Here is a 14,255-nt window from a genome sequence, read left to right as displayed (position 1 = left end):
ATGTCGAGTGTTGTGATTTATTGTCGTAGTGGCTTTGAAAGTGATGCCGCAGCTGAAATTAACCATCATGCAGCCTTACAAGGCGTTGCAGGCTATGTAAAAGCCAAACCAAATACCGGTTATGTGAGCTTTGAAACTTATGCAGCAAGCGATGCCGAATTGCTCATTAAGAAAATCGACTTTCAAAGCTTGGTATTCGCAAGACAGTGGTTTGCAGGTGTATTCGTCAGCAAAATGTCGATAGAAGATCGCGTCAGCGAAGTAAAAGCCGTGGTGGCTGATTTTCCATTATGTGGAGAGTTGCGTGTAGAAACCCCAGATACCAATGAGGGCAAAGAGCTTTCAAAATTCTGTAAGAAGTTTTCAACGCCGCTTGCGAAAAGCCTAGAAAAGCAAAATAAGCTGACACGTGCAGTGAAGAAAAACCGCCCAGTATTACATGTGATGTTTTTAGTAAACGATACGGCATTTGTGGGTTACTCTTTCCCGAGCAATAACTCGCCTTTCTTTATGGGTATTCCGCGCCTGCGTATGCCAAGTGATGCGCCGAGTCGCTCAACGTTGAAACTAGACGAAGCCTTTCATGTTTTTGTGCCGCCAGAAGAAATGGAGCAGCGTGTTCAGCCAGGTATGCGTGCCGTGGATTTAGGTGCTTGCCCGGGCGGTTGGACCTACCAACTTGTGCGCCGAGGCATGTTTGTCGCTGCCATAGATAACGGGCCGATGAATCAGAATTTAATGGATTCAGGTCAGGTGAAGCACTTCAGAGAGGATGGCTTTAAGTACTTACCAGAAAAGCGCAATAACACTTGGTTAGTATGCGACATGGTAGAAAAGCCGAAGAAAGTGACAAACCTAATGTTAGATTGGATGGTGAATGGTTTTGCTAGCGAGTTAATCTTTAATTTAAAGCTACCAATGAAGAAACGCTTTGAAGAGGTGTATCAGTGCCTAGAGCTAATTCGAGAAGAGTTACCTAAGTACGAGATTGAATATACTTTGCAAGCTAAACATTTATACCATGACCGTGAAGAGATCACAGTACAAGTGCAAATACACAAGATCCCACAAAAACTGTTCAGCTAACGTTTAATGCAGTTTTTATAAAAATAATAAAGCCCTGACTTATTCAAGTTCAGGGCTTTTTTTGTATTTAATGTAATAGTTTAATTTGAGGTCAGGTTATTTTAGCGCGAGATATACTCTTGCGCTGTCATAGCAAAGTACTCAACCTGAGAATGTAAAATATGAGTCGGATTCGGATCCACCACTTCCACCTGAATGTTGTTGTGGCGGGCAATCTCTAATGCCATATTGGTGATATTGACGCTAAACGAGGTCCCCATGAATACCATTTTCTCAGCGTCTAGCATCTGCTGTTGCGCTCGGCTGATTTCATATAACTCAGTGTAGTATTCATCAAATAGCAGTACATATGGCTTTAATGATTCATTTAATATTGGCCCATTTTTACCTATTTTAAATAATTCAAGCAGTGAGCTTTCGAGGTTTGCTTCATCCACCTCATCCCAAGGGGCTTTAAAGCGCTCAACCTCATCTCCTTGATGATGGAATAAAGTGACTTCATCCAATCGACCGTGAATTGAAATGTAATCAGGATTACCGGCTTTACCGTCTAAGCCATCGATGTTTTGTGTGATCAAGGTTTTGTCTGCAAGCCAATGATGCACCTTATTAGGTCCGTGGTGACGGTAAGTGGCAAAGCGATTGTAATACCATTTTAAAAACTCACCAGGGTTGTGCATATACATATCGCGCGTCGCCATTTGCTGTGGTGTATAGTTGCGACTGCCAATCGTCCAAAAACCATCTTCACCACGAAAGGTGGGAATACCACTTTCAGCACTGACGCCTGCGCCCGTGATGAATAAAGTTTTGTCAATCTTCGTCATTTGGTTTGCTCCTAAAGTGCTGACATTAAGTTACTGTAATCATCGCGCCAAATAAATGTTGGCTTTTGATTTGGCCAAGGGCTTTGAAGATGCTTAAAGCTTTCAATTGCCTGCTCATCAAAGGTTAAAGTGACCCAGTGTGTGTTGTGCTCATGCGCTTGCTTGGCTTTTGATTCAAAGAAATGCACTTTGAGTTTCAGCTCGTCAGCAAGACCGCGCATGAGGGGCGTGAGATCTAAATGACTATTAGAGATATGTATTGCTAAAACACCATTTTCCTTAAGCTGTGATAAATATAGTTGCATGGCTTCAAGTGTTAACAAGTGCATAGGAATGGCATCGCCACTGAACGCATCTAGGACAAGGGCGTCAAATCTGTTTACTTGGCCTTGCTCTTTTTGCTTTTGAAGTTGCACGCGACCATCACCAACCACATATTCAACCTGTGCTTTACTGTTATTTAAGTAGCTAAAATGGCTTTGTGCCGTTGCCACAACATTGGGGTTTAACTCGTAAAACGTATAGTTATCACGATGCTTACCATAAGCTGCCAGCGTACCTGCACCTAAGCCGATAAAGCCCACTTGCGCACCATTGGCTTGACTGTTGAGCAGTTGAGCCACTGCCGTTTCAAAGCGGTAGTAACTTTGTGGTTGACCTTGTAAGTAAGTCGGTTCAATGATCTCAGTACCGTGAGAGGTGGTGCCATCTATTAGGCGGCGCTCCATTTGTCCATTGATAGAGACTTCTTTGACCGACAATAAGCCATAAAAATTACGTAATCTCAATGTGTCATGGTTGGTAAACTGACTGTTTAGCCAGATAAAAGTCGGGGCAAGTAATACCAAAACGCCGCTAGCGACAAGCACCATGTTGCGGCTTTTTGCAAACTGCTGGGTACTAATTAAAGAATAAATGAAAAGTGCCAAAACAAGCCCTAAAGCCAGAGGGTACTCATAAAACAAAGTAAAAACCTTAGGCGCGATGAAAGTAATCGCTGCAGTGCCTAAAGCGCCGCCTAAAGACATCATTAAATAAAACTGCGTCAGTTTTGACTGATGCGGTTTGGTCTTCTCAAGCTCGCCATGGCAGATCATACAGGCACTGAATAACACGGTTGAATAGAGCACAATTTGACTGAGTAAATCGAGTTGGCTGCCAATAAAGAACAGCATCAATCCAATGAAACTACTGAATGCGAATACTGTTAGCCAAAACCAGCGCTGGTAAACCTTAGCCGAGTGGAAGCATAAAATAAACGTCAGTAAATAGAGCGATAAAGGTAACAGCCATAAAAAAGGAATTGGCGATACATTCTGTGTCATCGCGCTGGTGGTTGCCGTTAATATGATCACGCCACAGGCGCTGAGCAATAGCCATAAAGGCAGACGCTTATCTAGTGATGAAGCGTTTTCATCTGATTGTGCCGCCTGAGTGTAATTGTTTTGTTTAAGTGCTAAGCCAATAAAACCTGCAAATAATAAGACAAACACACCATAAACAAGGCTCCAAGCCCAAAATTGTGCTGACAGTGTTAGCCAAGGTTCAAATACAAACGGGTAACTGAGTAGCGCTAAAAAAGAGCCAATGTTTGAGTAACTATAGAGTTTGTACACTTTACTGTTGAGAGATTGAGATTGCCAACTTTGTAATAGCGGCGAAGTTGCAGCAAGCACAAAATAAGGTAGACCTACGCTCAGTGCAAGTTTAAGTAACAAAGCGAACTCTGGAGAAGCTTGTTCCTTAATATCACTATCAGATAGACCTAAAGGTAAAGCGAGTAAGCTAATGAGTAAGAGACTCAAATGCACAATTTGCTGTTTTTTTATATCAAGAAGTTTAACCAGCAAGTGTGCATAACAATAGCCTGCGAGTAAAAAAGTTTGAAAAAACAGTAAGCAGGTTGTCCAAACTTGTGCGCCACCACCAAACACGGGCAGCAAAGATTTAGCTAACAAGGGCTGAACTTGAAACAGCAAGAACGCACTTATGAATATCACTATAGTGGCTAGCATGCAGAGCCTTTTCTCTTTGGAAAATTAATTATTGCGCACTTTAGAGTGTTGTATTCATAGATGCAAATAGAGTTTAACTGCTTATAACCCGAGCAATGTTAATTGTCTTTTATAAATGATATTTAATCTCATTTTCTTAAACAGGTACTTCAATATGTATATGATATAAGGTAACATTTGTGTTGTTATATTATCTCTCTGGTGTTTTAAATGAAATTAAAATTATTAAGCAGTGCAATCTTATTAGCCATGCTAAGTGGCTGTGGTAATAGCAGTAAAGTTGAAGAAATCACGCCGACTGAACAAGTCGATCAGGGTTCTGGTGAAGGTTCTGGTGAAGGTTCGGGCGAAGGCTCTGGTAGCGATCATGACCATGAAATTGAGTATCCACTAGGCCGACTTGCTGTTTCATTTGCTGATGAAAGTGATGTATCAGTTTATGATCTTACAGACAATGAATTATTAGAAACAGTTACTTTAACTAATCCTGTTTCTGCCCTTTATGCGAGCCCAGAGGGTCGCTATGTGGTTGCTATTCAGCGTGATCATAACCATGTTGAATTTATTGATGGCGGTATTTTCTTAGAAGCCCATGATGACCACTTTCATTTAGAACAAGAAGATGTCCAGGCGGTGAGCTTTGAATTAACAGAAACAAAGCCAACACATTATGTACCAGGTGGTGAGCATGCATTGGTATTCTTTGACGGTGATAAAGACACTCAAGCAGATGCAGGTTTTGCTTTAATTTCAGATGAAGGCATTACTGAAGCAAAAAGCGATGCTCATCATGAATTTAATACTTACATGCATGGTACCGGTGAAATTCGTGGTGAATATGTAATTTCAACATTACGTGATGCTGATGCCGAAGGCACGTTACCAGATCAAATAGCATTATTTGAACTGCATGATGATCACTTCCATCAAGAGCAAGAATTCGAACATAAGTGCCCAGGGCTTCATGGTAGCGTTCAAACAGAAGAGTTTGTTGCTTTCGGTTGTACTGATGGCATCGTTGCGATTGAAGAAGAATCAGAAGTATTTACTTCAAAACACATTGCATATCCAGAAGGTTTTCCAGAAGGTGTTCGTATAGGTAAATTTATTGGTCACCCTGAAAACCACACGGTCATTGGTTTATCTCGCGTAGGGCCATACTCTGTTAACTTAGAGACTGGTGAAATCAAAGCTTTTGCATGGCAACCAGAAGGTGTTGAAAAGTATCTTGCATACGCAGGGAATGCAAAGACAGGCAACGCATTAGTGCTAGATGATCAAGGTTACTTAAATGTTTTCCATGGCGAACATGACTGGGAAAATGAAGCGCGTATTCAAGTTTTAGAAGAAATTGAAGAAGGTGCCACGGCTAAGATCATTGCAAACATGGCGCATCACATTGTTTACGTCGCTTATGGTGAGCACTTATACGCAGTAGACACTGAAGCAAAAACAAGCACTGAAATTCAGCACTTTGATAAGCCAATCGCAAACCTTACTTGGGTAGGTGCGTTTGAAGCTGAAGAACATGATCATGAGCATGATCACTAAGTAAATCTTATTGTTTAACAGACTCCCACTAAAAATGGCGACCAGTAGGTCGCCATTTTTTTCGGAAATTTAAATTACATAGAGTTAAACTTCACGATAGTTCTTACGATAATTTTCAACCCACAGCTTGGTTGCGCCACATACCGCAACAGGCATTACGATCAAGTTTACGAAAGGAATTGAGGTGAGTAAGAATACTGCAAAACCAAACCCGTACGATAACCCCTGTTCGCTTTTTAGGTCGTCTTTCATTTGCTTGAAATGAATCTTGTGATTATCAAACGGGTAGTCGTTGTACTGTACGTTGTACATCCAACAGGTAAATAGCACCCACATGATTTGCCCGAATACAGGGAGTATCCAAAGTAAAATAAAGAAACCAATTGCCCTAGGAAGATAGTAACAAAGCTTAGTCCACTCTCGTCCAAGCATACGCGGTACATCTTTTAAGGTATCTGAAAGCTTATCGTCATTAATAGGTTGGCCTGTTAAATAGAGCTCAACTTTTTCACTAAGCAAACCATTAAAAGGTGCGGCAATGAAATTGGTTATCACAGTGAAAACCATGGAGTAGGAGAATAAGATCACCAAGATAGCAATCGGCCACATCAGCCATTCAAGCCAACTCAACCAAGATGGCAGCAAGTTGTTGACGTATTCAAAGCCTTGAACTAGCCAATCGTATAAAAAGAATAAAGAACCGCCGAATAGCAAAACGTTAATAAATAATGGAATAAATACGAAGCGCTTTAATCCTTTTTGGGTTATTAACGAAAACCCAGCAATGAAATACTCAATACCTTTGCCTAACTGCACAACTAGCCTCAACAATTATATGTACACGTTTTTAGTATAAAGTGTTCCAGAGACAGCGACTAGCGCTTATGGTAACAAACTATGTCAAAGTGGAAGCTTACGATCAGCAATAAGGTTATTTAGGCAATTCAACGTTGTAGCGTTTCGCATACCATAAAAAGAAGGGCAGCTCGATGACTGAGAAGCTTACCAAGGTAAACCATACCCAGTTAACTTCAGTGAACACTAAAGTGAAAGTTTGAGAAGAGCCCATATATACAGAGCCGACGACAAACAAAGAAATCACTGATGCAATTAAATCTTGTAGAGAGATCTTCTTAAGGTCATTGCCCGCATATTTTGGGTTTGCATAAAAATAGGCAACAAACAGCACAATAAAATTAATCGCGATAATTGCAAATTCAGGTGTCATAGTCGATAAACTGTTTAATAAAAACGCTAATAGTGTAGCGTTATGCGGATCTACTGTCCAAATAAAAGAAAGGAAAAAGGCGAGTAAAGTAACCCGCCTTTGTGCTAGCTCAAGCTTTCAATAGCGATTAGAAAGTATAAGTCGCTGAAATACCGAAAGTGCGCGGGTCAATAATACCGGCGTTGCCATATGGGTCACGGGCATTTGCAGGGGAACGGTGAGTTACTGCTTGTCTATCTAACGCATTATTCACGAACACGTTGAAAAGCCAATTCTCCAATTCATAGTTGGCATGTACTCGAACCAAAGAGTAGTTACCCGCTTTCTTTTCTGGTTCATTCGTAAATGTCCCAAAAAACTCATCAACATAATTACCAGAAAGACCGACATTGAAGGCATCATTAACCCAATACTTTACACTTGCATTGGCGGTGATTTTGGGTGCTGAGTTGAGCTCTTTGCCATCTAAGTCTTTGAAGGTTTCAGTGCCATCTTTCATTTCCGTCTCAAGAAGACCTAGACCACCGGTCACTTGTACATTGTCAGAGAGCATTGCAGACACTTCTAACTCAAGTCCATAAGTATCAACACGCGCTAGGTTATCAATATTTCTGTTAGGGCCTACAGCTTGATAGCCCTGGTAGGCATTAAAGAACACATTGGCACTGAAGTTAACATTGCCATCATTCAGTGAGCTTCTTAGGCCAGCTTCGTAGGTGTTCACATATTCAGCATCGTAATAATAGTACTGCTGCGTCATCCAGTTAAAAGCACCACCGGCAGAGTTATAGCCTCGGCGTGCACTGATGTTTGCGGTATGTTGTTCATTTATCTTGTATTGCAGAACCACTTTAGGTAAACGAATAGTATTTTCTTGATCAAGTATAGAGCGAGAGCGGTGAACCAGTTGTTCACCTTCCATCGCATTTTCTATGTAATCACGGAACTGTGATTCTTGTTCTACACGTAGACCTGAGATCACACTGAATTGCTCATTGATGTTGTAACTGACTTCACCATAGATTGCGCGTGAGTCACTACTGTCGTTACCTTGATATAAGAAGCCTGTATGGCTTTGGTAATCCTGCTCTCGCTCAAAATAGGCCAGGCCAATAAAACCCTTAAGCGCTGCATCATCTAAACCAAAGTTGTACTTACCATCAAAAGTCACGTTCTTTTCATTCATAATCAGTAGCTGATTTCTCGCTTCAACTAATTCGTATGAATTAAAGCCCCACCTGTGATCCATATATGCCCACAACACATCGACGCTGCTGTCTTTATCAATTGTGTAGTCGACATTTAATTTTGTTGTGCGTGTATCTGTGTCCATATTTCTTTCGAAATTTGGTATGAAGGCCCAAGGATCGTCATTTCTAAAATAACGACGGCCTGAGTTGCCTTCTTCACTGTTGCTGTCAAAACTTAACATAGTAGAAAACCCTTCAAGGGCTTTTGGCTTCCACAATAGCTTAGTGCCATAACGTGTGGTTTTGAGTTTGTCTAAATCAAATTCAGGGTCGTGGGTTGGGTGAATGATGCTGTTATCATAATCATTACCTTGAAGACCTTGCGCTGTGAACCTAAATGCTAATTCATCTTCAATAATAGGGCCTGATGCCATCACAGAAGTATCAATATAATCACTTTGGTTACGGTATCCAAGTCTACCTGCAGCTTCCCAATCAAAACTTGGATCTTTGGTTTTGATGAAGATCATGCCACCAATGCTGTTTCGGCCATTAGTCGTTGATTGAGGGCCTCGAAATACTTCGATTTGTTCTACGTCCCAGATACCAGAGTCACCGGTTAAGTCAGCCATATAAGGTTGGTAAATGCCATCAACTAAAATTGAAACACGGCCCTTAGCACCCCCTGTTACACCATTAAAGCCTGCGGCAGCACCATTACCGGATACACCACGAATGTCAGGTAAAGCGCCTGGTTTAACAACCACATTGGCAATTTCAGAGACTGCTGAAGTAACGCTTAAATGAGTCAATGTTTTAAGTAGTTCTTCATTGATTACTGACACAGAAGAAGCGGTATCTTTTAAAGTTCGTTCGGCTTTTTCACCCATGATAACAATGGTTTCCATTGATTCATGAGTTGTGTTGTCATCTTCAGCGAATGCAGCTGTATTTAAAAACGCACAAGATAGTGAAGCTGCAATTAAGTGCTTGGTAAACTTCTTAGACATTATGAGATCCTCTCAATAATTTTTGGATATAGGTCGGCTTTCCTACCGATACTTGGTATGGATGCGCATGCCGAGCTCGTCGAGTTGACTGTTGAATATATAAGTGCAGAGAATTCAACGGCGGGGATTATAGGTACAAGGTTGTTAAATGTAAATGCAAATAATTATCAATATTGTTGGTTTAAATCAAAACAAGCAGTTCTGACGCTGGACGGTCGCAACCTGTTTGTGTTTATAAATATCAGGTATAATCGCCAAGGTCTTTTGTGGGGTAACTATGATTTCTAAAAACCAACTAAAATTATTGCGTGCATTGGCGCAGAAAAAATATCGCAAACAACATAATTGCTATTTAGTGCAAGGAGAAAAAAATATCCTTGAGTTGTTTGCTGCCAATGTGCCAGTAAAACAGTTATTTGCCTCACCTGCATTTATTGCCGCTCATAATGATAAGCTTCTTGCCGATGACATTGTCGAAGCCGATGAAGAGAGTTTAAGTAAAGCGAGCACTTTAGTGAGTAACAATGCGGCCATTGCCATTGTCACTATGCCAGAACCAAGCTGCATAGACGTATCAGGCCTCGTACTAGCGCTAGATGGGGTATCAGACCCAGGAAACCTAGGCACCATTATTCGCGTGGCTGACTGGTATGGTTTGAAGCAAATTGTGGTTAGCCAAGATTGTGCTGACCATTTTAATCCTAAGGTGATTAGTGCGACCATGGGCTCGTTTGTTCGTGTGAATGTGATCCGCACTGACTTGGCGGAATTTTTAGCGGACTATGAAGGTGATATTTATGGCGCATACCTGGGTGGTCAAAGCGTTCATAAAACTCAGTTTGCTACAAAAGGGGTGTTGGTAATGGGCAGCGAATCTCATGGTATTCGTGAACAAGTTGCGCCGTATATCAACCAAAAGATCACCATTCCTGCTTTTGGTGGAGCAGAGTCGCTCAATGTGGCTATGGCGACTGGTATCATCCTAGATAACATTAAACGCCAAGATTATACCAACCCTCAATAATGCTCAATTATTTTGAGGGACTAAAACTGACGCTAACTTCGTTGAAAATTTCTCATTTAGAACAACTAAATAGCAAAATTTTCGCCTCGTTATCGACAAGTTTTCCTTGCCTCAAAATAGATCGCTTAATTAAGAGGAATGGTATTAATCTTTGAAGATTATTTTGTTATTGTTTTCAATTAACTAAAGTAACCCTAGCAAACCATGCGGCTGACCCATATTAAGCTTGCAGGCTTTAAATCATTTGTTGAGCCCAGCAAGATCCCATTTCCAGATCAGATGACCTGTGTGGTCGGCCCAAATGGCTGTGGTAAGTCTAATGTGATTGACGCCGTGCGCTGGGTGTTGGGTGAAAGCTCAGCTAAGAACCTGCGTGGCGATGCCATGACAGACGTTATTTTTAACGGCTCAACACACCGTAAACCTGTCTCTCAAGCTTCGGTAGAACTTTTCTTTGATAATACTTCAGGTGTGTTACAAGGCAGTCTTGCAAATCGAAATCAAATCGCGATTAAGCGTTTAGTAACTCGAGATGGCCAGTCATTGTATTTTCTCAATGGCAGCAAGTGTCGTAAACGCGATATCACTGATATTTTCTTAGGCACAGGCCTTGGGCCGCGTAGTTATGCGATAATTGAACAGGGGATGATCTCTCGCTTAATTGAAAGCCGCCCACAAGAGCTCAGAGTGTTTTTAGAAGAAGCCGCCGGTGTTTCTAAATACAAAGAGCGACGTCGCGAAACGCAAACCCGTATTCAAAGTACCCGCGACAATTTAGAGCGCCTGCTAGATATGCGTCAAGAGCTGAAAAATCAGCTTGATAAACTCGCGGTGCAAGCAGAGCAAGCGAAGCAATATCGTGAGCTTAAGCGTGATGAGCGTTTGCTTAAAGGCCAAGTCGCAGTCATTAAATGGCAAAAACTAAATGCACAACAACAGCAAAAAGCCGCCGAAATCGCTGAGCTTGAAAAACAAATCCGCTTTTTTAGTGACGCCCATCAAGGGCATGCTGATGTGCTCTCAGCATTAGAAGCAAAGCTTGAGCAAGACACCCATAAACTAGAAGATACACAACAACAAAAGCACCGTATTCATACTGAGATAATTCGCTTTGAACAGCAAAAACTCAGTGCACAGCAACAAAAGACGCAACTACAAGCTGATATAGATAAACAAAAACAAGCATTTAAAGAAGCACAAGATGCGCTGCAAACCCTGCAGCATGCGCAAACTGAGTTTACCGAGCAACAGCAAGTGGCAGAGCAAGGGCTTGAACAAGCGAAAGAGACGTTATTAAAAGCACAAAATACATTTGAATCGTCACAAGCTACACATAAAGCACAACAAGCGAACTTAAATGCAGGGCAGCATGAAATATCTGAGCAGCGCCAAACTCTGCAACGAGCAGAGCAAAACCTTAAGCAAGCTGAGTTATCGTTGACTCACTTGCAGGCAAATATGGCTGAAGTAGCAAAGCAACTTGAACAGCACCAAAGCCAATCAGTCACAAAAGAGCTCGATGCAGCAAAAGCCGAGTTTAATCAGCTTGCGAAACAAATGGCTGGGCTACAATCGCAGGCCAAGCAACTGTCTACGACTTTAGATGATGCACAGGCTAATTATACAAAGGCCGAGCTTGAAGAGCGCGAGCGCGCGCAAAAGGTCAGTAGCTGCAAGGCAAATATCAGTGCGTTAGAGAATGTGCTTAGCTCACTGACCGAGGACGTACAGCAGACGTTGCTGCAAACCTTATCCGTTAATGCGAGTGATGCAGCGATTGTTGAAAGTGCATTGCTTGGCATGACGTTATTACCTGTAAGCGAAAGCATGACTGAGCATGGTGTTTGGAATAACACCCAAGCGCCTCGCGAGGGCTCAGTTGCAAGTTTACTGCAGGGGCAGGTTTACCCTGCTTTTTTAAATCATATCCAATTACTTAAACAAGGTCAGAGGTTTACCCCCGAGCAAGGCTGGTGGATGGCTGTTGATGGCAAAGGTAACTTGTATGGAGATAACTTTAGAGTTAGTAAGTCTAAACAAACATCAGTGGGCTTATTAACACAGCAAACGCAATTAAACGAACTTAACGACGAATTACCAAAACTAATCGCAGACGTTGAGCAAACAAAAGCGCAAAAAGAAGTCTTACAAACGCGCTTAAAAGCAGCGCAACAAGACGTGGAGAGTAACAGTGCCAGCATTCACCAAATCGCTCAGGGTATGGCAAAGGCACAAACTCACTCCGAGCTATTAGAAAAGCAACATGCTAATTGGCAGCAAACACTCGAACAATATCAACAAAAGCAAGATGCGCTTCAAGCACAATTAACTGAGCAAGCAGCACCTATTGCCAAGCAAAAACAACAGATTGCTGACATAGAGGCTGCCCTAGAGTCACTGCAAGCGCAGCAAATCGAGTTACAAGCTCAGGCCGACGAACAAGAACAGGCCTATATTCAGGCCGCAAGTCACTCGCAATCGGCTCAGCAAGCATTGCATCAGGCAGAGCTTGAGTTACAAAAAGTACAAAATACGTGGCAGCTTGAGCAAACAAAGCAGCAACACAGTCAAAGCGTGTTAAATAGCGCTTTAGAGCGACTTGAAACCTTACAGCAGCAATTAGAAGATCAACAACTGCCAATGCTCGAGTGTGAAGAGCAGTTGATGGTTTTAGTCGAGCAGCATCAAGAAATCGAAATTCAGCTAGAGCAGTGCCAAACGCAAAAAGCACAAGCCCAAAAAGCACTACAAGATAAGCAAGCGAGTTTGCAAGACGCACAATCGGGCGTTACGAAAAAACAAAATCAGCTTCAGCAGCTTAAATTAGCAGAGCAAGAGCTAATGATTAAAGCGCAGTTGATGCTAGAACCCCTTGAAGAGTTACAGCAAACACTCAAAGATATTTTGGCAAGCTTGCCAAAAACTCCTAAGCTGGTGAGCTTTCAGTCAAAGTTACAAAACACTACTCAACAGTTGTTGGAGTTAGGTGCGGTAAACCTTGCTGCGATTGAAGAATATGACCAAGCCCTTGAGCGTAAAACCTATTTAGACGAGCAGCTTGATGATTTAACTGCCGCACTCGAAACCCTTGAAGGCGCTATTCGTAAAATAGACCGAGAAACCAAGCAACGCTTTAAGCAAACCTTTGATCAAGTAAACAAAGACTTTGCAGGGCTGTTTCCGAAAGTGTTTGGAGGTGGTCAAGCGTATCTTGAGTTGACCTCTGATGACCTGTTAGAAACCGGTGTAGCGATTATGGCAAGGCCACCGGGCAAGAAAAACTCTACAATTCACCTTTTAAGTGGTGGAGAAAAAGCGCTGACCGCATTATCATTAGTGTTTTCAATATTTAGGCTAAATCCAGCGCCATTTTGTATGCTGGATGAAGTTGATGCACCGCTTGATGACGCCAACGTCGTGCGTTTTTGCCGTTTGGTCGAAGAAATGTCACAATCGGTGCAATTTATATATATTAGTCACAATAAAATCGCCATGGAAATGGCGGGTAGACTGACGGGGGTAACCATGGCCGAACCGGGTGTTTCGCGTATGGTTGCCGTAGACATAGAACAAGCAGTGCAAATGGCACAAACGTAGCAATATAAAGGTGAGTAATGGCCGAAGAATTAAGATGGGCATTAATCGTGATCAGTGCGCTAGTTATTGGCGGTTTATTGATCCACGGCTTATGGTCAGTAAGAAAAAAAGAAACACCAGAACAAACTGATAATACTCCGAAACCACAGCCTAAAGTTGAGCCTGCGGCCCCAGCGACAGACAATGAGCCTGAACTGGGTGATATGAATTTTTCAGCGGTAGATGAAGAGCCTACTGCAGAGCCTGTTGTTGAAGAGCAACAGCAAGATGCTGCGCCGGCAGCAGCCCCTGAGCCACAAGACTTTATTATCTTGCACATTGAAATGCCAGAAGGTCTTTCTATGGCGGGCTCTAAGCTATTACCTTGTGTTTTGAGCTTAGGCTTTAAATATTCTGATGAAGGTTTCTTTAATCGTCATGTTGAGCCTTCAGGTAATGGTCCTGTATTGTTCCGTTTAGTGAACATGTTTAATCCGGGTACATTCGATATTGATAACATGGAGCAGTTTAGCACTGCGGGCGTGAGTTTATTTATGACGCTGCCATGTGAAGGCGATAGCCTAGCAGCCTTTAATATGCTGCACAGTGCTGCTAAGAAACTGTCTGATGAGTTTGGTGCCACAGTACTTGATCACCAACGTCAGCCTTTAAGTGTTGAAACGGTTCGCAGCTATGTTGAAAAGGTTCGCGAATTTGCTGCTTAATGATTAGCGCGTTATGATTTTTT

Annotated in this window: 10 protein-coding genes; 5 read left to right on the top strand and 5 right to left on the bottom strand. The window is 42.1% G+C overall.

The window, feature by feature from the left end; translation table 11 throughout:
* Positions 1–1,086 carry a 23S rRNA (cytidine(2498)-2'-O)-methyltransferase RlmM gene (gene rlmM, locus ACXAC4_RS13340; protein WP_475162406.1) on the top strand — a complete coding sequence of 362 codons (1,086 nt, stop codon included), beginning with the start codon at positions 1–3 and terminating at the stop codon, positions 1,084–1,086.
* A gap of 101 nt (positions 1,087–1,187) precedes the next feature.
* Here the strand turns inward: rlmM and ACXAC4_RS13335 are convergent, their stop codons facing one another.
* Together ACXAC4_RS13335 and ACXAC4_RS13330 are read right to left on the bottom strand one after the other, a co-directional pair.
* Positions 1,188–1,913 carry an SIR2 family NAD-dependent protein deacylase gene (locus ACXAC4_RS13335; RefSeq protein ID WP_475162404.1) on the bottom strand — a complete coding sequence of 242 codons (726 nt, stop codon included), beginning with the start codon at positions 1,911–1,913 and terminating at the stop codon, positions 1,188–1,190.
* 11 nt (positions 1,914–1,924) lie between these two features.
* Positions 1,925–3,928 (bottom strand): spermidine synthase, encoded by a 2,004-nt coding sequence (locus tag ACXAC4_RS13330; RefSeq protein WP_475162402.1) that lies wholly within the window; start codon positions 3,926–3,928, stop codon positions 1,925–1,927.
* A 210-nt stretch (positions 3,929–4,138) separates the two neighbouring features.
* On the opposite strand from ACXAC4_RS13330, the gene ACXAC4_RS13325 reads away from it, so the two are divergent.
* A complete protein-coding gene (locus tag ACXAC4_RS13325; protein WP_475162399.1) occupies positions 4,139–5,479 on the top strand; it encodes a hypothetical protein in 1,341 nt (446 codons plus the stop codon).
* A gap of 84 nt (positions 5,480–5,563) precedes the next feature.
* Here ACXAC4_RS13325 and cysZ read toward each other — a convergent pair whose 3' ends face one another.
* The 3 genes from cysZ to ACXAC4_RS13310 form a co-directional block, all read right to left on the bottom strand.
* On the bottom strand, positions 5,564–6,295 hold the full coding sequence (gene cysZ / locus ACXAC4_RS13320; protein WP_475162396.1) for a sulfate transporter CysZ: 732 nt from the start codon (positions 6,293–6,295) through the stop codon (positions 5,564–5,566).
* Positions 6,296–6,410: 115 nt separating this feature from the next.
* Positions 6,411–6,707 (bottom strand): hypothetical protein, encoded by a 297-nt coding sequence (locus ACXAC4_RS13315; RefSeq protein WP_475162394.1) that lies wholly within the window; start codon positions 6,705–6,707, stop codon positions 6,411–6,413.
* 127 nt (positions 6,708–6,834) lie between these two features.
* A complete protein-coding gene (locus ACXAC4_RS13310) occupies positions 6,835–8,907 on the bottom strand; it encodes a TonB-dependent receptor (protein ID WP_475162391.1) in 2,073 nt (690 codons plus the stop codon).
* A 277-nt stretch (positions 8,908–9,184) separates the two neighbouring features.
* Here ACXAC4_RS13310 and ACXAC4_RS13305 point away from each other — a divergent pair, with 277 nt between their 5' ends.
* The 3 genes from ACXAC4_RS13305 to zipA all read left to right on the top strand — a co-directional run bounded on the left by ACXAC4_RS13305 (position 9,185) and on the right by zipA (position 14,232).
* Positions 9,185–9,931, top strand: a complete 747-nt coding sequence (locus tag ACXAC4_RS13305) for a TrmH family RNA methyltransferase (RefSeq protein WP_475162389.1) — start codon at positions 9,185–9,187, stop codon at positions 9,929–9,931.
* A gap of 204 nt (positions 9,932–10,135) precedes the next feature.
* Complete coding sequence (locus tag ACXAC4_RS13300; RefSeq protein WP_475162386.1) at positions 10,136–13,528, top strand: chromosome segregation SMC family protein; 3,393 nt, start codon at positions 10,136–10,138, stop codon at positions 13,526–13,528.
* Positions 13,529–13,545: 17 nt separating this feature from the next.
* Positions 13,546–14,232, top strand: coding sequence for a cell division protein ZipA (zipA, locus tag ACXAC4_RS13295; RefSeq protein WP_390441875.1), 687 nt, complete (start codon positions 13,546–13,548; stop codon positions 14,230–14,232).
* Positions 14,233–14,255: the final 23 nt, after the last annotated feature.

This window comes from Pseudoalteromonas sp. AWM4_233 (assembly GCF_056158285.1).
This window is presented reverse-complemented; position numbering and strand designations above follow the sequence as displayed.